Source organism: Pedobacter frigidisoli (genome assembly GCF_032678525.1).
GTDB classification, from domain to species: domain Bacteria; phylum Bacteroidota; class Bacteroidia; order Sphingobacteriales; family Sphingobacteriaceae; genus Pedobacter; species Pedobacter frigidisoli_A.
In genome coordinates this window covers 122,714-141,609 of sequence record NZ_JAVTSE010000008.1, presented here as the reverse complement: position 1 = coordinate 141,609, position 18,896 = coordinate 122,714, and the positions used below count along the sequence as shown (strand labels likewise).

17 protein-coding genes are annotated in these 18,896 nt (G+C 42.6%); 2 read left to right on the top strand and 15 right to left on the bottom strand.

Annotated elements, in window-relative coordinates; all coding sequences use genetic code 11:
* Position 1: 1 nt before the first annotated feature.
* Both R2Q80_RS19390 and R2Q80_RS19385 read right to left on the bottom strand, forming a co-directional pair.
* Positions 2 to 3,169 carry a SusC/RagA family TonB-linked outer membrane protein gene (locus R2Q80_RS19390; protein ID WP_316801188.1) on the bottom strand — a complete coding sequence of 1,056 codons (3,168 nt, stop codon included), beginning with the start codon at positions 3,167 to 3,169 and terminating at the stop codon, positions 2 to 4.
* A 22-nt stretch (positions 3,170 to 3,191) separates the two neighbouring features.
* On the bottom strand, positions 3,192 to 3,791 hold the full coding sequence (locus R2Q80_RS19385; protein ID WP_316801187.1) for a TlpA disulfide reductase family protein: 600 nt from the start codon (positions 3,789 to 3,791) through the stop codon (positions 3,192 to 3,194).
* A 594-nt stretch (positions 3,792 to 4,385) separates the two neighbouring features.
* Here R2Q80_RS19385 and R2Q80_RS19380 point away from each other — a divergent pair.
* Positions 4,386 to 4,667, top strand: coding sequence for a helix-turn-helix transcriptional regulator (locus R2Q80_RS19380; RefSeq protein ID WP_316801186.1), 282 nt, complete (start codon positions 4,386 to 4,388; stop codon positions 4,665 to 4,667).
* Positions 4,668 to 4,747: 80 nt separating this feature from the next.
* Here R2Q80_RS19380 and R2Q80_RS19375 read toward each other — a convergent pair whose 3' ends face one another.
* Positions 4,748 to 6,031, bottom strand: a complete 1,284-nt coding sequence (locus tag R2Q80_RS19375; RefSeq protein ID WP_316801185.1) for a nucleotide sugar dehydrogenase — start codon at positions 6,029 to 6,031, stop codon at positions 4,748 to 4,750.
* Between the two features lie 120 nt (positions 6,032 to 6,151).
* Here R2Q80_RS19375 and R2Q80_RS19370 point away from each other — a divergent pair, with 120 nt between their 5' ends.
* Complete coding sequence (locus R2Q80_RS19370) at positions 6,152 to 7,078, top strand: GDP-L-fucose synthase (RefSeq protein WP_316801184.1); 927 nt, start codon at positions 6,152 to 6,154, stop codon at positions 7,076 to 7,078.
* 108 nt (positions 7,079 to 7,186) lie between these two features.
* On the opposite strand, the gene rfbA is transcribed toward R2Q80_RS19370, so the two are convergent.
* From rfbA to R2Q80_RS19310, 12 genes are all read right to left on the bottom strand, one after another.
* Positions 7,187 to 8,047: a glucose-1-phosphate thymidylyltransferase RfbA gene (rfbA, locus tag R2Q80_RS19365; protein ID WP_316801183.1), complete on the bottom strand. Its 861-nt coding sequence runs from the start codon at positions 8,045 to 8,047 to the stop codon at positions 7,187 to 7,189.
* A gap of 36 nt (positions 8,048 to 8,083) precedes the next feature.
* Positions 8,084 to 8,938, bottom strand: a complete 855-nt coding sequence (rfbD, locus tag R2Q80_RS19360; RefSeq protein ID WP_316801182.1) for a dTDP-4-dehydrorhamnose reductase — start codon at positions 8,936 to 8,938, stop codon at positions 8,084 to 8,086.
* Positions 8,931 to 9,479: a dTDP-4-dehydrorhamnose 3,5-epimerase gene (rfbC, locus tag R2Q80_RS19355; RefSeq protein WP_316801181.1), complete on the bottom strand. Its 549-nt coding sequence runs from the start codon at positions 9,477 to 9,479 to the stop codon at positions 8,931 to 8,933. Before rfbC ends, rfbD begins: the two co-directional genes overlap by 8 nt.
* Complete coding sequence (gene rfbB / locus R2Q80_RS19350; RefSeq protein WP_316801180.1) at positions 9,479 to 10,531, bottom strand: dTDP-glucose 4,6-dehydratase; 1,053 nt, start codon at positions 10,529 to 10,531, stop codon at positions 9,479 to 9,481. The genes rfbC and rfbB overlap by 1 nt, the downstream gene beginning before the upstream one ends.
* 144 nt (positions 10,532 to 10,675) lie before the next feature.
* On the bottom strand, positions 10,676 to 11,239 hold the full coding sequence (locus tag R2Q80_RS19345; RefSeq protein WP_316801230.1) for a DUF3109 family protein: 564 nt from the start codon (positions 11,237 to 11,239) through the stop codon (positions 10,676 to 10,678).
* A gap of 2 nt (positions 11,240 to 11,241) precedes the next feature.
* On the bottom strand, positions 11,242 to 12,015 hold the full coding sequence (locus R2Q80_RS19340; protein ID WP_316801179.1) for a DUF3108 domain-containing protein: 774 nt from the start codon (positions 12,013 to 12,015) through the stop codon (positions 11,242 to 11,244).
* Between the two features lie 335 nt (positions 12,016 to 12,350).
* Positions 12,351 to 12,866 carry a DUF2480 family protein gene (locus R2Q80_RS19335; protein WP_316801178.1) on the bottom strand — a complete coding sequence of 172 codons (516 nt, stop codon included), beginning with the start codon at positions 12,864 to 12,866 and terminating at the stop codon, positions 12,351 to 12,353.
* Between the two features lie 65 nt (positions 12,867 to 12,931).
* Positions 12,932 to 15,019, bottom strand: a complete 2,088-nt coding sequence (locus R2Q80_RS19330) for a SurA N-terminal domain-containing protein (RefSeq protein WP_316801177.1) — start codon at positions 15,017 to 15,019, stop codon at positions 12,932 to 12,934.
* Positions 15,020 to 15,167: 148 nt separating this feature from the next.
* Positions 15,168 to 15,743, bottom strand: coding sequence for a hypothetical protein (locus R2Q80_RS19325; protein WP_316801176.1), 576 nt, complete (start codon positions 15,741 to 15,743; stop codon positions 15,168 to 15,170).
* The gene (locus R2Q80_RS19320) at positions 15,743 to 17,059 is read right to left on the bottom strand and encodes a hypothetical protein (RefSeq protein ID WP_316801175.1); all 1,317 of its coding nucleotides are present in this window, start codon (positions 17,057 to 17,059) and stop codon (positions 15,743 to 15,745) included. The genes R2Q80_RS19325 and R2Q80_RS19320 overlap by 1 nt, the downstream gene beginning before the upstream one ends.
* On the bottom strand, positions 17,040 to 17,774 hold the full coding sequence (locus tag R2Q80_RS19315; RefSeq protein ID WP_316801174.1) for a type III pantothenate kinase: 735 nt from the start codon (positions 17,772 to 17,774) through the stop codon (positions 17,040 to 17,042). Before R2Q80_RS19315 ends, R2Q80_RS19320 begins: the two co-directional genes overlap by 20 nt.
* A 125-nt stretch (positions 17,775 to 17,899) precedes the next feature.
* Complete coding sequence (locus tag R2Q80_RS19310) at positions 17,900 to 18,814, bottom strand: DUF6427 family protein (RefSeq protein ID WP_316801173.1); 915 nt, start codon at positions 18,812 to 18,814, stop codon at positions 17,900 to 17,902.
* Between the last annotated feature and the right edge of the window lie 82 nt (positions 18,815 to 18,896).

The window sequence follows — 18,896 nt, the reverse complement described above, 5'->3', positions numbered from 1 at the left end:
ATTAAAAGTTAAGCCTGCACCCTGCCGATAACGTTTTGGCGGGTAAGAGTGTACTTGTACCTGAATATTCGGGATCGATACCTTTTTTGTTGGCGCGCCACAAAATGCCCAGATTGCTGGTATTCAGGTAAATTTCGGCCGAGCGTAGTTTGGCCCCGAATAAGCCTTTGGGCAGGCTATAGCTCAGGTTGGCATACTGAAAGCGAATATGATCACCTTTTTCGATCAGCACTTCCGAAGCGGCATAAAACATATCCCTGTAGCTGTTGCTGGGGTAGATAAAGGAGGGTATAGTAGTGGTGGCTTCATCGCCAGCTTTCTGCCATCGTTCGGCAAAATCACTGTGTCCTTTCCCATTATTTACCAGGTTACTATAGCTTATGGTACTGCGTCTAAAATAATAGCCTAGTTTAAAACTAATGGCAACCTGTAAGCTCAATCCTTTATAAGTGAAACGGTTTTGCAGATTCCCAAAAAAAGTAGGCAAGGCCGAACCAAAGAATTTAAGGTCGTTTATCGATGTACCGGTAGTTACTATACTTTGGTAATTCTTGCTGGTCACACCATTTAGGTAAGCGATCGGATCACCTGCAGCATCCAGACCCGGACTTTTGAAAGCATAAACACTATAAAGGGGGCTACCCACTATGCCGCTGATGTTGGCACTTGTACCGCCTACCCATTCGTAAGCATTAGTAGCCAGTACATAATAGTTGGTTACTTTGGTAGCATTACGGCTTACATTTACCTGCGTTTGCCATTTTAGCTGCCCTTTTGTATTGATACTATTGAGCTGAATATCCAATCCCTTACCTTGCATAGAGGCAATATTGCGGGTAATGTACGAACCAACCCCGGTGGTATAATCAATAGGGTAAACACCTAACAAATCTTTCCCGGTTTTGATGTAGGCATCTACACTGCCACTCAAACGACCATTAAGCATCTTGAAATCAATACCGAGGTTGGAGGTGCCCACAGTTTCCCATTTTAGATCGGGATTTGCCTTTTTATCTATTATTGCATAAGGTGTTTGGGTATAGATCGAAGTGCCATAATACTGAAGTGTAGTTACCGCGGTTTGAGATGGATCGGCGTTACCGCTGAACCCATAACTTAGCCGGAGCTTTAAAAATTCTACTGCGTCTGAATGGTAGAATCCTGCTTTCGAGATAATCCAACCCGTACCCATACTCCAAAGTGGTTTCCACTTATCGTTGGTATTTACGCCAAAGAAATTAGTGGCATCCCGACGTGCGCTGCCATACAATAAATATTGTTCACGGTAATTGTAGTTAAAATTTCCATAGGCACTTACATAGCGGTTATTAGTATGGTTTAAACTTTGTCCATCTGAAATATAAGCACTGCTTCCTGTGACATAATTGGGAAAAGCCGATACGTAATCAACTGTCGTAGTACTTAATACAGCAGTATTGTAGCCATAACTCCGGTATTTATCGCCTGTATCGTCTTGCTCCCGACGCTCAGCGCCAATCATGATGTCGATTCCATGTTGCCCCGTTTGCTTAGTATAATTTACTTGCGCCCGGAGGTCATGAGCATGGAGCAAAGCGGTAGAGCGGTCATCAATAGCACCCAGAGGTATTTTGTAAACCAGGCTGCCACCTGTGCCCGCCTGGGTAAAACTATTGATCAGATTACGCGTATAAAAACTCCCCATCTCGTAGAGTGTTTCGCTTTTTCCATATTGCCGTTCCAAACGGTATAACAGAGTGGCCGATAAACCTTTCCATTTATAGTTAAGCCCCGCATTGAGGTTCAGGTCGTCTTGATGGACTTTGGTTTGCTGAAAGTTGTCATCGGTTAGCGGATAGTAACGCCAGTCGAGCAGTTTAGTGTTACTGAGGCTATTGATGTAACTGGCACTATAACCCCTGGCAATGGGCAGTGCATTTCCGTTTGCATCCGTAAAGCTGGCATAGGGGTAAAGATTACTGCTCGCAGAAACGACACTGCCATAACCGCTCTTACCACTGGTACCATTGCTACCGGTATAAAGTAAACCAACATCAAGCTTTAAGTTTTTAACAAGGTCGAAACTAAGTCCATACTTCAGGCTAAGCCGGTTGTTTAAAGCATTAAGTTCTGTTGATGACCGGTCATAACCTGCCGAGGCTGTCCACCCGAAGCCTTTCGCGCCAGCTGCCGCCTGTACGTAATACTGCTGAGCATAGGTATTACGGTAAAAATAACGGGTAAAATCATCACGCACATCTTTGGTGCGGTAGGTGGCAATCTCAGCTTCTTTTTGTGCCTGTGACAAAGCAGAATTGTACATCAGGTCCACCACCGGAGAAAACACTGGTTTGCTTGGGCTGTTGTAATCGGATGTATAAAAGCCAGCCTTATACAGCTGCAATTCTACATCAATGTAATCACTACTGCTTATTTGCGGCAGGCGGTATAAATCGGGTGCCGCTTTGAAAGTACCTGCCATATTAGTGCTAACACTTAAGGGCTGATTATACTTACCTTTCTTAGTATTAATTACAATTACGCCGTTACCCGCACGGCTTCCCCAGATAGAAGTAGCTGCGGCATCTTTTAATACACTAATGCTTTCTACATCGTTTGGGTTAATATTGTCTAGGCTCCCCTCGTAAGGGAAATTATCCAGCACAACCAGTATTTCGCCCGGACCACCAAAGGTAGCAACCCCGCGTATACTCATCCGATCACGGTAATAGCCTTCGCGGTCAATGCTAATGCCATTACCGATGGCTTCAAGCCGGGCCATAATGCTGCTGCCTACCTGCTCGTTTAACGTAGCGGCATTAATTTGCTGATAAGCGCCTGTTAGCCTTTCAGCATTTACCTTTTGATAGCCTGTACTTACCGTTACTTCTTCCAATTGATTTACCCTTTGGCGCATCAATATCATGAGGTTCTTATTCGGTAAAATAACTAAGGTATCAAGACTCACATAATTCATCAGATACAATTTCAACTGATATTTTCCCGGTGGATAATTCAATTCTACGGAACCAGAGCGATCACTGAAATAGCTGCGCTTGTTTATCACAACAGTAGCTCCTGTAAGTGGCAGACCGCTAACCTGATCGGCAATTTTAAGTGTTGTGTTCTGTTGTGCACGAGCACTAATTATGCAACAGGCAAGTAAGAGAACGCCAATAATATTTTTCATTTCCAATTCTTTTGTGTTTAACTTATCTTTTCCCTGCAACGGCTGCTGCTCTGCGGGCCTCACCGTCTTTAAGTGCCTGCTGACGGTTGAGGATGGCATCGAGATTCCCCTTGTGCATAAACTCACTTCCGGAACTAGCAAGAAATTGACCTCCGGCAATCCATATATAATTTGGCACATAAGTGTGGATGAACTGGCGGGTCAAAATCGTATCGCCAACGATGGTGCTTAACTGATCATCAAAGCGCTTCATCATCTTCGCGATTTTCTCTGGAGTATCTCTGGTGTCTTTAGCATCTACCAATAACACTACAGTCAGCCCTGTATACTCTTTTTGAATGCTATCTAAATATTTAAACCGCTTAGTACAGCTGCTGCACCATGTGGCCCAAAAATCGAGAATGAGTAACTTCCCTTTGTATTTCTCTAAAGTTTGCTTGCTTGTTTTGCCGTTTTCGTATACGTTATGTTCTTGCTTCCAGAAACTTTCAGGCAGTATACTGCCTATCTTAACCGGGGCGACTGCCACTGTAGGCCCACTTTTAGATTGCGCGTGAAGTTTGGATGATGTCACGTTTAGACATAGCAAAGCCACTACGCTAAAAAATGTATTTTTTTGCATGTTAGTTTTTAAATGAATAGTGATTAATAAGCCTGTTTCCAGGCATACCGAAAGGAGTCGATGTTAGCTTGAGCTAAATTAATCTCTGCAGCATTGTCAGCAGGATAAATAGTTGAATAGCCTAAACTAACTTTACCTATCAAAAGCAAAACCCTGCCGCCCTACAGCATTAACCATCTCAAAAATGTGTAGCTGCAAGACGGACAGGGTCTGCCCGCTCTCTCTCAGCTCGGTTGTTTAGGCTTCAACGGATAAAGCCTGTTAAAATCATAGAATGTAGACGGTTTCATATCATAGTTAGTTTGTTCTATTTATTCTTTCCTTCAATTGAACAGAAATGTTCGTCAAGCCAGGATAAATAATTCTGATTTGAAACAAATCTGTTTTGATTACTTAGTAATCAGTCTTAACTGGGATGTGATTCTAATGATATGATTGGTTTTCCAATGTCATTAGTTATAGGGAAGATAGCCAACAAAAAAATGGCTTCGTAGTGATTCTTATGCTAATATAAAAACATTTAAAGCATACTCCAAATAAAAATACTCTTTTTATGGAGTGTGAGGATTTTTTTGTTTTCGGTCACTTTATTTCATGGCTGAAAGAGATAAAAAATTAGAAGAAGCAATTGAAAAAAAGTTGATCGAGATAGGAAGAAGACTAAAAGTTTTAAGAAAGAAACAGGGTTATTCAAGCCCGGATCACTTTGCTTATGAAAAAGGCGTCAACCGATCTCAGTATGGAAAATATGAAGCTGGCAGAACCAACATTACAATTGGTTCCTTGATGGCATTGTTAGCACATCATGGACTGAAATTGGAAGATTTTCTTTCGGAAGAGTTTAATACCTTATATCCAGGTGAAGAAAAGAAATAAGTATTCGACTGCCCGATCCTTTTTTTAATTTTAATAAAAACAAATTTTTAGCAAGTTGGCACGATTAGCAGAAATAGAAACTACAGCCTGGCATCAACCAGCTCTCGTGGTATAAAAGATTTGGTATCAAAAATGACGGCACCTTCCTGTTTAAACTTAGCATAGTCGATTTCGAGAAACTGCTGATGTGCAACAGCCAGGATCACCGCATCATAGCTTTTGATTGCATCGGCTGGTATCAATTCGAATCCATATTCCTTTTTAACTTCAATATCATTAGCCCAGGGATCATATACATCCACATTTAAACTGAAAGATTTCAATTCTCTGTAGATATCGATTACCCGGGTATTGCGGGTATCCGGGCAGTTTTCTTTAAAAGCAAAGCCTAAAATTAATACGCGTGCGCCATTGATCACCTTGTTTTTAACCACCATCATTTTGATGACCTTATTGGCCACAAACATTCCCATGTTATCGTTTACCCTTCTACCAGATAGAATCACTTCCGGTTTGTAGCCTAAGGATTCAGATTTATGGGCCAGGTAATAAGGATCTACCCCGATACAATGTCCGCCTACCAGTCCAGGTTTATAATTCAGGAAATTCCATTTGGTTGCAGCGGCGGCCAGAACATCAGTGGTATCAATCTCCATCCGATCGAAGATTAATGCCAGTTCATTGACGAAGGAAATGTTGACATCGCGCTGTGCATTCTCAATGGCTTTAGAAGCTTCGGCTACTTTAATGCTAGGCGCTAAATGCGTACCAGCGGTAATGATAGACGCGTATAAATCATTTATCGCGATTGCCATTTCGGGCGTGGAGCCCGATGTGACTTTTTTAATTTTGGTGAGGGTGTTCACTTTATCACCTGGATTAATCCTTTCCGGCGAATAACCGCAGAAGAAATCAATGTTATATTTTAGCCCAGATATCTCTTCAAGCACGGGCACGCAGTCTTCTTCGGTACACCCTGGATATACAGTGGACTCGTAAATCACCACATCCCCTCTTTTAAGTATTCCCCCGATCATTTTACTGGCTTCAAGCAAAGGTTTTAAATCAGGGCTTTTTTGCTGATCAATCGGTGTAGGGACGGTAACAATGTAGATTGAACAAGTTGCAATATCACTGAGCTTAGCAGTAAGCGTTAGCCCCAATGTTGTGGCCCTTGCCTCCATCACCTGAGCAAGTGCATGGAGGTCAGCTTCATGGGTGGCATCCTGTAAACGACTTAATTCCTCTACCCTTTGAGCACTGATATCAAAACCATAAACCGGATATTGTTTAGCAAACTCAATGGCTAGTGGTAAACCAACATAACCTAAACCAATAACTGCGATTTGCTTTTCCTCGTTCATAGATGCGCAAATATATATAAAAAGGCTTGAAGGCTGAAGGCCGTGGGAGCTGAGGAAAAATGACTCCAAGCGCGTTGGTTTGTAAAATCTATTGTATTTTTGGAATGTAAATAGAAAACATTGGAAAAAAGCGCTAAAATTTATATTGCAGGCCACAGGGGTATGGTGGGTTCTGCCATTTACCGTAAATTACAGAGGGAAGGTTACACCAATCTGATTACCAGAACTTCAGCAGAGCTCGATTTGCGTGATCAGAAAGCGGTAGCAGATTTCTTTGCTGAAGAAAAACCTGACTATGTATTTTTGGCTGCTGCTAAAGTAGGTGGCATTGTGGCCAATAATACTTACCGTGCAGATTTCCTTTATGAGAATTTAGCCATCCAGAACAACGTGATTCACAGTGCTTACGTAAACGAAGTAACGAAACTGATGTTCCTGGGATCAAGCTGCATTTATCCTAAAATGGCGCCTCAGCCTTTAAAAGAAGATTACTTGTTAACGGGTACATTAGAGCATACCAATGAACCTTATGCCATTGCTAAAATTGCCGGCATTAAAATGTGTGATGCTTACCGTGATCAATATGGCTGTAACTTCATTTCGGTAATGCCGACCAACCTTTATGGTTATAATGACAACTATCATCCACAAAATTCACACGTGTTACCGGCTTTAATCCGTAAGGTGCATGAAGCAAAAGTAAACAACGAAAAAGAAGTGGTGGTTTGGGGTTCAGGATCGCCCATGCGTGAATTCCTGTTTGCAGATGATTTAGCGGAGGCTTGCTATTATTTAATGGAAAATTACAACGAACCTAATCTGATTAATATCGGTACGGGTGAGGACTTAACGATCAAAGACCTGGCTTTATTGATCAAAGATGTACTAGGCTTTGAAGGCGAATTGGTATTTGACGCGAGTAAACCTGACGGAACACCAAGAAAGCTAATGGATGTAAGCAAATTGCATGCACTTGGCTGGAAACATAAAATAGACCTGCGAGAGGGTATTGCGCTGGCTTATCAGGATTTCGAAAGCAGATATTAGGAAGGCAGGAAGGCGGAAGGTAGAGAGGGACTGAGCGAGCTGCCGGTCTCGTAATCCGGAAACGACGATATAAACAAAAAATCCCGAATGATTCGGGATTTTTTTATGCTATTTAATTTGCTTTAAGAGGTAGGCACCATAACCACTCTTCACCAGTGGTGTGGCAATGGCTTTAAGCTGCTCAGCATCGATGAAACCCATGCGATAAGCAATCTCTTCGATACAACCGATTTTTAAGCCCTGGCGCTCCTCAATGATGCGCACGAACTCGCCAGCCTGCATTAGTGAGGCAAAGGTTCCCGTGTCTAACCAGGCCGTGCCACGGCTTAATACGCCAACCTTCAATTTACCGCGTTCAAGATATACCCGGTTCACATCGGTAATTTCATATTCACCACGAGGGGATGGTTTTACATTTTTGGCAATTTCTACCACTTCATTGTCGTAAAAATATAAACCTGGAACAGCATAATCTGATTTAGGTTGCTCCGGTTTCTCTTCGATGGAAATGGCCTTTTTGTTTTCATCAAATTCCACTACGCCATAACGTTCCGGATCGGATACCTGATAGGCAAATACCACGCCGCCTTCCGGATCAGCACTTTCCTGTAATAATTTCGACATCCCATCTCCGTAGAAAATGTTATCGCCCAGTACCAGCGCCACTTTATCTGTTCCGATGAAATCGGCACCAATCACAAAAGCCTGCGCCAGTCCGTTCGGTTCTGCCTGTACCGCATAGCTGAATTTACAGCCCAGCGATGCACCGTCACCCAATAACTTTTCGAAGTTCGGTAAATCGTGTGGTGTAGAAATAATCAGAATCTCTTTAATACCCGCAAGCATTAAAGTAGACAGTGGATAGTAGATCATCGGTTTATCGTAAACCGGCATCATTTGCTTGCTGCAGGCAAGGGTAAGTGGATGCAGGCGCGTACCGCTACCGCCAGCTAAGATTATACCTTTCATATATTAAAATTAGATTTGAGACACTAGATGTGAGATTTAAGATAATTTATCGATACAAGCCACAAGGCTATCTCTCCAGTAAGGAATGCTGATATTAAAAGTACTTTTAATTTTGCTTTTGTCCATTACGGAGAAAGGAGGGCGTGTGGCTTTGGTAGGATAAGCCGAACCTGGAATGGGATTGGCTTTTACCTCGGTATTGCTGATATCGAAAATCGATTTGGCAAAATCGAACCAGCTGGTAACTCCTTCGTTGCTGTAGTGGTACAATCCGTACGCGGTAGAACCGGAAGCAATGATATCGAAAATGGCATTAGCCAGGTCAATGGCATAAGTGGGTGTACCTACCTGATCAGCAATGATGTTCAGTTCATCGCGTTCGGCACCAAGCTTCAACATCGTTTTAACGAAGTTGTTGGCGTATTCTGAATACAGCCAGCTGGTACGTAAAATGAAATGCTGCGGCAATAAAGCAATCACCGCTTTTTCACCATCTAGTTTGGTTTGACCATATATACTAACCGGCAGAGCTTCGTCATCTTCCTTCAGTAGTTTCACCTCATTGCCGGCAAACACGAAGTCAGTGGAAATGTGCACTAGAGTAGCCTGATGACCTGCACAAGCCAGGGCCAGATTCGCGGCACCGGTTTCATTCACCGCTTTGGCCAGTTCCACTTCGTCTTCGGCTTTATCTACCGCAGTATAAGCGGCACAATTGATGACGAAAGCTGGTTTTTCTTTTTCAAGCAGGCTGTTTAAGCCTTCCTGATCCAAAATATTGGCATCTGCCTCCGCAGGAAATATCATTTCGGTAATGCCTCTGCGTTCGGCAACGGTTTTTAAACATTGTCCCAATTGCCCGCCGGCACCAATCACTAATATTTTACCCATGTTGTAGTTCAGCAAATGGTTTTAAAAGCATGTCTTTTTCGGAGATCGACTCCATTCCGGTTGGAATCAGCCAGTCTATATTTAAATCCGTGTCATTATAAATGACACCGGTTTCTGAAGCTTTATTGTAAAAGTTGTCGCATTTGTAAAGGAACTCCACGGTTTCACTCAATACCGAAAAGCCGTGTACAAAACCGCGGGGGATATACAGCTGCAATTTGTTTTCAGCACTTAAGCGTACCGCCACATGCTGTCCGTAAGTCGGAGAACCAGGACGAACATCAACCGCTACATCCAGCACTTCTCCTTTGGTTACACGCACCAGTTTGGCCTGTGCGAAAGCACCGGTTTGGGCATGTAAACCACGGATGACACCATAAGATGAATAAGATTGGTTGTCTTGTACAAAGGCACCGGAAAGCCCGGTTTTATCTTCGAATGTCTGCTGATTGAAGCTTTCGAAAAAATAGCCACGCGCATCATCAAAAACCCTGGGCTTTAAAATCAGACAGTCTTTGATTCCTGTTTCGGTAATTTCCATTATTTAGCGCTGTACTGTTGCTCGTAGTATGATTGATAGTTTCCTGAAGTCACGTTATTTAACCAGTCTTCGTTTTGTAAATACCAGTCTACCGTTTTCGCTAGACCTTCTTCGAACTGTAAGCTGGGTACCCAGTCTAACTGGTTCTGCAGTTTACTCGAATCGATGGCATAACGCAAATCGTGTCCGGCCCTGTCGGTTACATAGGTAATCAGCTTAGCCGACTCACCAGCCTCACGACCCAGTTTCTGGTCCATGATGGTGCATAGCAAATTGATCAGGTCGATATTTTTCCACTCATTATGTCCGCCGATATTATACGTATCACCGGTTTTTGAATTGTGGAAAATCACATCGATGGCACGTGCATGGTCTTCCACCCATAGCCAGTCGCGTACGTTTTCACCTTTACCGTAAACCGGTACCGGTTTGTTATTTTTAATATTGTTGATGGCTAAAGGAATCAGCTTTTCTGGAAAGTGATGTGAGCCATAGTTATTGGAACAGTTTGAGATCACGCAGTCCATACCATAAGTATCGTGGTAGGCCCTTACAAAGTGATCGGAGCTCGCTTTAGAAGCAGAATATGGGCTATGTGGATCGTAAGCGGTTGTTTCGGTAAACATACCTTCTTCACCCAATGCACCATATACCTCATCTGTACTCACATGGTAGAAACGTTTCTGGTCGTAAGCACCTTTCCAAGATTCACGTGCGGCATTTAATAAGTTTACCGTACCAATCACATTGGTCATCACGAAAGCCGTAGGATCTGCAATAGAACGGTCTACATGACTTTCTGCTGCCAGGTGAATCACCGCATCAAAGTTTTCGTTTTTGAATAACTCGAAAATGGCACTGGCATCAGTGATATCTTCTTTAACAAAACGGTAGTTCGGTTTATTTTCGATATCGGTTAAGTTGGCGAGATTACCGGCATAGGTAAGCGCATCTAAATTAACAATTTCGTATTGTGGATAGTTGTTTACAAAACGACGAACGACGTGTGAGCCAATAAAGCCTGCACCACCTGTTATGAGAATTTTTTTCACAGTTTATTAAATGATTTTCGAATGGCTAAAATAACACAGATATTATTAATAACCAATATTTTCGTTACAAAAATCGATGAATAGCCCTTTTTCGTTGAGAAGGACCGATTATTGAATGGGTGATTGAATGGATAATGATGTTGATTACATCGCTGCAACTGAACTTTCCAGTTCCTGGTACCAGGCTTCGCCATACTTACGGATGAGCGGTCCTTTAAGGAAACTGTATACCGGTACTTTTAGCTCCCGGCCAAAGGTGCATGCATCATGGCAGATGTGCCACCTGTCATAGTTCAGCACATCAAACTCCGGATATTTAGTGATGCGGATGGGGTATAAATGGCAGGAGATCGGTTTTTGCCACTCTACAATACCTTGCTCATAAGCTTTCTCAATGGCACATTTGGTAATGCCACCTTCAAATAAAACATAAGCACACTCTTTATTTTTATCTACACAAGGCGTAGTTAAGTCACCATCTTCATCCACCACATAAGTCCCTTGTTCTTCGATGGCTTTGATGCCTTTTTCGTGGAGCAGGTGTTTGATTTTCGGATAGATTTCTTCCAGTATCGCGGTTTCATCATGATCCAATGGTGCCCCTGAATCGCCCTCCACACAGCAAATGCCTTTGCATTTGCTTAAATTACATACAAAGTTTTCTTTTAAAACATCTTCGTGCACCAGCACCTGTTCCACTTCTATCATCATTATTCTTTTGCTAAAGCATATTTAAGCCCATCTGCCGATTTCAACTCCATTGTAACCGCACCCACCAGGATTTCTACCTGCGCTTTTACAGGCACACGGTTGCCATCATCGGTGACCCAAAGATACAAACGACTATCCTTTTTAAAAATACGTCCAGGCTTAATAGATGGACTAAATTTTAAACACCGGATGTTTCCCAGCTTACTTTTAACGGTTTCTTTCCCAACATATTCCACTTCGAGCGCGGAGATTTCATCCTGCAGGAAATAGTTAAGCTTAAACTTGTCGCCCACTTTCAGCTTGCTGATGTCCAGACTGCGGGCAAAGTAATAAGCCGATACCAGATCAAAGGTCTGCGTGGTTGGAGTAGTAAAGGTGCCCCGGTTGGAGACCACTTTTTTACCGTCCTGATTAAAGCGGGCCTTATCCTGGCGTTTATAGCTGGCTTCACGGATGTTCTCCTGGTAGAAGTAGGGCAACAAATCGGTTCTATCGATATAGGAGTCGTAATGGTCCCTGATTTTGTAAAAGACATCAAAGGTGCCGGAGGTTTCCGCATCTACCGTGAGTTTATAGGTAGGCCTGCCGTCGAACTTCAGATCGGAGTTGGTCACTTTCAGTGTACCCTCGGCCGCGGTGATGAAGCCGTAGCGGAGTTTGTACTTGAGTACCTCCCCTTCCTGAAATACAGGTTCCTTTTTAATGGGGAGCTCCTGCGCCAGACTCGTCAGGCTAAAGAGAATCCCGATGAAGATGAATAGTATGGGTTTCATTTGCGTGTGTGTTTGCATGAAGATATGCAAAAAGTAAACCAAAATAAAATGAACATTTTGTGTCGGCTAAGGCCGCCGGGGCCCCTTCTCCTTTTCCTTGATGAAAAGAAGCAAAAATCAAGGCTTGGCACTGATGTCGGATAAATTCGTAAAAGCTTTATTTCGGCTGCACAAGTGCCGATGAAATCGAGGCTATTGAACATCGGCATTTACGCGCAGCCTTAGCCAGGATAAGACCCGATTAGAACTGCTCAAGCTTTAACGTTTTCTCCTTCCATCATTGCCTATGCCGGATAACCGACCGCCCGAAGCAGGGTGCTTAGACAACCTTCTATTTAATCCTTTCTTTTAAACACAGGCACCGTAGAACATGGCTCCCCGAACATGATGCTCTTTACGACTGGTGTAAGCAGATTGGTGATCTCTACATAGGCGGATACCGGTACATCGATATCGCCACAACCTTTTACCACTACCCTTTCGTTGGCATAAGCCTGAGGATCGATTTTAGATAAGGCTTTGGTGGCCAGAACAGCTTCGAGGGTATCGAGGGTGCCGAATACCACTTCATTAGCATAAGGTTTCATTTTATTGGCCAGCAGCATATAAGCCCAGGTAGGTACGATAGCATCGGCTGAGCAGAAGATGGCAACATTTTTATCCTGATACTGGCTCCAGTCGTGGGTTTTGATGAACTCACGGAAATCCTTTTCGCGCAGCATTAAACCATGGAAAAGATTATCCTTGATATCGTAAAGTACACGCTCGCCTTTATGATAAAAGTCTTCGAGATTTAAGGTGATTAAACCGCTGTTAGCTACTTTGTTGATGATGTTTTCCTGAATGTCCATGGCCTGTAAATAAAAAAACCGTTCCGAAGATCTTCGGAACGGTTACAAAATTACGTATTTTCTGTTTAATAGAATTTCACACGATTGTCTTTTATCTTGGCATTATCCTGTAAAGCCTGGAAAGCTGCGCCTAATGAACGCTGACCTAAGCTTAACAACATGCCTTCTTTTTGTTTGTACATGTTGGCAATTGGTGCAGGATTAGTAAATCCATCTACCGAGAACACATATACACCACGCTCGCCTTGTACCGGTGCAGATACTTTGCCTGGCTGAGAACCAAATACGCTACCAACCAATGCATTTTCTTGTGCCACACCTGGAATTACCGGGTTAGCAAATACAATGTTTGATACCGGACTTACCTGACGGGCAACTTTCGCTGCAATCTGATCTAAGTTTCCTTTTCCGGCAGCAGCTAATTTCTCTTTTAAAGTTTTAGCTTTTACATTGTTGATCACCATCGGTTTGATATCGTTTTTCACATCAGCCAATGATAAAGTGCCTTTCGGACTCACACCTGTTAAGTGTGCCACTACATATGAATCGCTCATGCTGTAGATTTCAGGTAATACATCACCTTTATCTGCTGCGTAAGCATCCTGAATTAATTTACGTGGGTTATCTAAACCTGCAGCGAATCCCTGAGTAGCGGTAACGCGGTCGGCCAGAGCCACTTTTAATTTCTTAGCACCTGCCACTTTAGCAAAATCACTTCCTTTAACATCGTTTAAGAAGTTACTTGCTGCTTTATAAGCGGCATCTTTGGTTTTGCTACTTGCAGTAAGTGCTTTCTCAACGTAAGCCAGCTTAGCTACTTTAGAAGAACCGATTTGTTTTTCGATTTTAAGGATGTGTACACCAAACTGAGATTTTACCACTTTAACATCGCCAACCTGGCCATCAAAAGCAGCATTCTCAAATTCAGGAACCATAGCGCCACGGGCAAAAGTACCCAGCTCACCACCTTTATCTTTAGAACCATCTACACTGTATTGTTTTGCCAGTTCAGCAAAGTTACCGCCTTTAGCGATTAAGCCTTTTAATGAATCAGCCAGTTTGATGGCTTTATCTTCGCCGCCTAATTTAGCTGCATCTAATAAAATATGGCTCGCTTTAACCGAATCAGGAGAGAAACGCGTTTGAACCACTTTAACAATTTTATAAGAATTACCTGATAATTTCGGACCGTAGAAGCTGCCTGCAGGTAAATTGAATACTGCTGAATCTAATGCCGGATCGCCCAGTTTACCTTTTGAAAGGTAAGTGAAAGGAACCTTAACATCAGAGTTGATGGCTGCGAACAGTGAATCGTTTTTAGCTACCTGGAAATCTGCAGCCAATTTATCTACCTGTGCTTTTGCAGCCAGTGAATCTTCTTTGGTTGGGTTGATGCTGAAAGCAACATATTCAAAAGCGCGTGTTTCAGTTGGATTATTGAAACGTGCTTTGTTCTGATCGTAATACTCACTGTAATCTGCATCTGTTAGTTTTACAGAAGCATCAGGAATAGAAGTATAATCAAGGCTTACATATTTGAAGTTAGCCAGTTTGTTGCGGTTGTTGTACTCATCGGTAGCTTCTAATGAAGTTACATACACAGAGTTTTTAATCAGGTTGCTGTATTTGGTTTGCAAAGCCTGGTTGGTTACCTCTTGTTGTAACATATTCGATTGCTGTATCGCTTGTGCTTCTTTTGATTTTAAGAAGTTCATCAGCGTAACGCGATCAATCTGTCCGGTTTGAGGGTTAGAGAAATATTGTTTGATTAAAGGGCTTGGGTTCGAACCTTGCAATAAATCAAGTAATTCATCTTCAGAAACAGTTAATCCTAAACGCTCGTATTCTTTTGTTAACAATACTTTACCCAATTCAGCATTCCAGGCCTGATCTACAGCCATAGCAGTCATTTGTGCATTCGCACTACCGCCATACTGTTGTTTCATCTGGTTAACACCCTGATCTACTTTCGGTCCGAAGTCGTCGATACTGATATCGTTGCCATCGATAGACCCCACAACTTTCTGATTTGCCGACCAGAAAGGCTTACCCACGTTAATTGCATCGCCTACTAAAAATGCAACAATTGCAAAACCTATCGCAAAGACCAGGATATAGCCTGCACGGTTACGCAAAAATGTCATTAATCCCATATTGTACTGTATAAATTTATTTAGTTTTTTTAAGAGGGCGCAAGATACAAATTTGCCTTAAAAAAGAAAATACAAAATTTTATTTATCAAGAGCTTAGTTTTCAGGAATATCAGGTAGTCAGAATCAGGTATCAGAACTGGATTCGGACTAAGGCGCCACGCCCTCTTTCATGTTCAGCTCCCCGCTACCTGTTTCCATTTCATAGGTGCTAAAATCCTGGGGTGCTTTGAAGTTGATGCCGTTACCGACATTCCCATCAACGCCCTTTACAAATACCCTTTGATTGGAATAAAAGATTTTTTTCTGCTCGTCCCAGATAAGTTCTTCTGAAGTGAAGGTATCGCCTTTGGCGCTCTTCACCACTACGTTTTTACGGAATTCGGTTTTGAGTTCCTGATCTTTACGGATGGCGTAGTCGCATACGAGGTTACCATCAATCTGGCCGTTCTCGTTATAGAAGTCGATCTTTACGCCTTTGGGCATTTCCTGGTAAATCGCTGCGTTGGCCGGAGTTACCTTATCAAGCACGGGTGCATAGCCCTGCGCTTTTACTCTCGCAGAATCACTGTAAATGATATCAACACCCAGAGTCCTGTCGCGCGCAACATTAACTTTTTTGGAAGAAGCAACAGCATCGGCTTTTTTTAAATCATCATCTCCACACGATGCCAGAAATAAAGGCAGGGCAAAGATTAAACCATATAAAAAAGCCTTTCTGATCATTAATCTACCCTGTATCTGCGGAACCAGGTATCGTTAAGTGTAAAACCTAAATGGAAATTGATGTATTGTTCTTTAACCAGGTTATTGTTTAAAGTACCGCGTTGACCAACTTCTGTAGTGAAGTTGATTTTATAGAAGGCAGTACCCCCGTTTGCTGATGGCAATGGGAAACCAAAACCCAATGAAGCACCCATTTGCTTAATATCCTGATTGTTGATTTGAATATATGTTTTATCGTAAGATACCCCCAAACGGTAATCTACTCTTTTCATGTAATTGTTGTATGAATAGGCATCAGGCGTAAATTGTCCACCTAGAGATGCACCCCAGCTGTTTTGTAAGCCCTGGTTGGTACCATTAATAGAAGTGGCTGACCATTTGCTCATTCTGAAATCGGCACCCACCATCCATTTATCGTTCTGCTGAATGGAAATACCGAAGTTATGTGTTAATGGTAAAGTGATGTTTGATGATCCTTTATCCACGCTGCTCAGGGTATCGATTGCCGTTTGCTCGTTTCCGCTCGCATCTCTCAGGTAACGGGTAGCATAGAAATTCTGGGTGGTATTGATTTTACCTTTGTAGCTTCCTGAATAACCTAAAGTAACCAGGGTCTTTTTACCTACATTGAAATCGTATTGAAGTCCGTATGAATAGTTGATACCGCCCACGCTGTTTTTATTCTGCAATTTAGCATATACGGAAGTGGCATCGTAAGGGTATTCTGTAGCCCTGGTGGTTTGCAGGTTACCGAAGATATACTCGATGTTTGCACCGATCCTGAAGTGATCGCCAATGCGGTGACCGTAACCGAAGTAAGCTTTAGATAAACCACCTTCGCCTTCGTAAATCTGATCTACAGTGGAAGTATCAACCTTGGTTCTGTTGCGGTAAGAGTAACCCAGATCAGAGTATGGCAGGATACCAAAACTGATGGCCGAGTGCCTGCTTACAGGTGTGGCAAAGGCCAGGTGACTAAATGTAGCGTTGAAGCTGTTCTCACTCAGACTGCCTTTTTGCAGGTTGGTGAGGCTGGCATTCATACCGATATCGATGGTGGTTAAAGTGATGCCCGCATAGGATGACGGGTTTTGCATATTGATGTAGTTAAAACCACTTACCTTATTTACTGCAGTAGAAATTCCGCCCATTGCCCTTAACTGGGGAAGCAACGAACCTTTGATATTTCCTAATCCATATCTTGAATATGGTGATGATGTGGTAACCTGTGCCTGGGCACCTAAACCACAAACTAAAACGAGTATGGCTGCAATATAATTTATTCTTCTGTACATTTTAATCTGCAATAGCTTCATTTAATCCTTTTAATACTAAGTAGGGATCATTAATAATTTGCGGGGCAAAGATGCTGTTTTGTAATTGCTTATACAAAAATTTAGCGTCGCCACCTGTTAAAATCACCTTTAAAGTACTTTCTTTTCTATTATTTAGGGCGATAAAGCCTTCAATTTCATTTATTACCCCTTGCAATACGCCGTTTTTCATGGCCGAAGTGGTATCGGTTCCGGCCTCAATCTGGTCTCTTTCACTCCATTCTACCAATGGCAACCTGCCGGTAAATTCGTGCATGGCTTTAAAGCGCATGCTTATACCCGGACTAATGCTCCCCCCGAAGTAGGCTTTACTGCTGCCCAGCAAATCGTAGGTAATGCAGGTTCCGGCATCGACAACTAAACTTGCCGAATTGGGATACAAGCTATGGGCGGCTAAAACAGCTGCCCACCTGTCTAATCCCAGTGTTGCCGGAGTAAGGTATTTATTTTCTACGCCGTTGCTAAGCTGGGTAGAAAACCGCGTATAAAGTGTATGTTTTTTCAAATACTCTTCCAGGGGTTTAATTTCCTGATTCACACTGCTAATGATTGATTTTTGAGGAGAGAACTTCTCGATTAGTTGTGCCAGATCAAGAATGCCCAATTTAGTTAAACGTTGATGGTGTACCACTTCGCGATGCTTAAAAATGGCAACCTTCGCTGATGAATTCCCAATATCGATGCTTAATTTATGCACTTAATATCCCTGTCTGCTAATTATTAAATCATTAGAAATTTAGAAAAAACACAGCATAACCAAACTTCATGGCACAAAGCTATCAATCTTCTTCAAGTTTCGTCCTGGTTTTTTGTTAAAAAAGGTTAAACAAAAAGAAAGTACTGCACCGAAAGCACGAACAACAGGAACAGCGTTTCGTAAAACCAGCGCTTTTTGGCATTGGAAAAATAATAGGCTAACAGCACTGCGCCCGGTGGTACGCACAACAGAAAATGCCAGGTCCGGAAATCAGGCTTGAGGTAGAAACTGGCTGCTGCCACGATGAACATGAAGAACAGTAGCTGGAAGGCTTTCCGGGTACTGATGAAACTGCGGAAGAAGTTTTCGCGAAGCTGTAATGATGCCAGAATGATGATGATGGCTACAGGGATCAGCACCAGATAATCGTTATAATTGATTTTGAAAACAGATGGAAATTTATTGCCCAGTGGTTTCCAGATCTGGTAAAACAGGCTTAGGTTATCATTCCAGTAGTAAAAAACGGCCAGAAAGAAAAAGACGGTCAGAAAACCGGTCACGCCGGCAACCCACTCGCGCCAGCTGAACGCCCGGAACAGCAGCAATGCCAGAAAAATCATCACCATCATGACCATGAAAGGGAAATAAACCAGCGTGCCCAGGCCGATGATCATGCCGATATCAAATACCGTAGTGATGGAATTGGCACTCTTCCCCAGTTTCAGGAATTTATCAATGATCCAGATCAGCAGAAAATTGCTCACCAGCGCCGGGCTCAAAATCATAAAGGGCATGAAGAGACTGGTTCCGGTAACAAACATTAGCGCCGGCAGAAAGCTGGGCTTTGCCAGTAAGTTGTGGTTGTTTACGACATAATTGAAAATTAATGCCTGAATAAAAACCAGCATAGACGCAATGGCAATGTTGGTAGATGGGGTAAAAGCATTGTCGAGATCGATATTGATGAGCAGCCGGGCAAAGGGCTCCAGGAAATCGAAATTCAGCTGTGGCGGCACCTCATAAAAAATGGCTATTCGCATAAAAATTGTATATGCAAACAGCAGCAATATGTTAATGGGGTTGAGCTTTCTAAACTGATTGATCATGCTTTTTTAAAGAGGA

Bases quoted from the DNA above. Each gene is read 5' to 3' on its own strand.
- R2Q80_RS19390 (WP_316801188.1), bottom strand. From the start codon at position 3,169: ATGAAAAATATTATTGGCGTTCTCTTACTTGCCTGTTGCATAATTAGT.
- R2Q80_RS19385 (WP_316801187.1), bottom strand. From the start codon at position 3,791: ATGCAAAAAAATACATTTTTTAGCGTAGTGGCTTTGCTATGTCTAAAC.
- R2Q80_RS19380 (WP_316801186.1), top strand. From the start codon at position 4,386: ATGGCTGAAAGAGATAAAAAATTAGAAGAAGCAATTGAAAAAAAGTTG.
- R2Q80_RS19375 (WP_316801185.1), bottom strand. From the start codon at position 6,031: ATGAACGAGGAAAAGCAAATCGCAGTTATTGGTTTAGGTTATGTTGGT.
- rfbA (WP_316801183.1), bottom strand. From the start codon at position 8,047: ATGAAAGGTATAATCTTAGCTGGCGGTAGCGGTACGCGCCTGCATCCA.
- rfbD (WP_316801182.1), bottom strand. From the start codon at position 8,938: ATGGGTAAAATATTAGTGATTGGTGCCGGCGGGCAATTGGGACAATGT.
- rfbC (WP_316801181.1), bottom strand. From the start codon at position 9,479: ATGGAAATTACCGAAACAGGAATCAAAGACTGTCTGATTTTAAAGCCC.
- R2Q80_RS19345 (WP_316801230.1), bottom strand. From the start codon at position 11,239: ATGATAGAAGTGGAACAGGTGCTGGTGCACGAAGATGTTTTAAAAGAA.
- R2Q80_RS19340 (WP_316801179.1), bottom strand. From the start codon at position 12,015: ATGAAACCCATACTATTCATCTTCATCGGGATTCTCTTTAGCCTGACG.
- R2Q80_RS19335 (WP_316801178.1), bottom strand. From the start codon at position 12,866: ATGGACATTCAGGAAAACATCATCAACAAAGTAGCTAACAGCGGTTTA.
- R2Q80_RS19330 (WP_316801177.1), bottom strand. From the start codon at position 15,019: ATGGGATTAATGACATTTTTGCGTAACCGTGCAGGCTATATCCTGGTC.
- R2Q80_RS19325 (WP_316801176.1), bottom strand. From the start codon at position 15,743: ATGATCAGAAAGGCTTTTTTATATGGTTTAATCTTTGCCCTGCCTTTA.
- R2Q80_RS19320 (WP_316801175.1), bottom strand. From the start codon at position 17,059: ATGAAGCTATTGCAGATTAAAATGTACAGAAGAATAAATTATATTGCA.
- R2Q80_RS19310 (WP_316801173.1), bottom strand. From the start codon at position 18,814: ATGCGAATAGCCATTTTTTATGAGGTGCCGCCACAGCTGAATTTCGAT.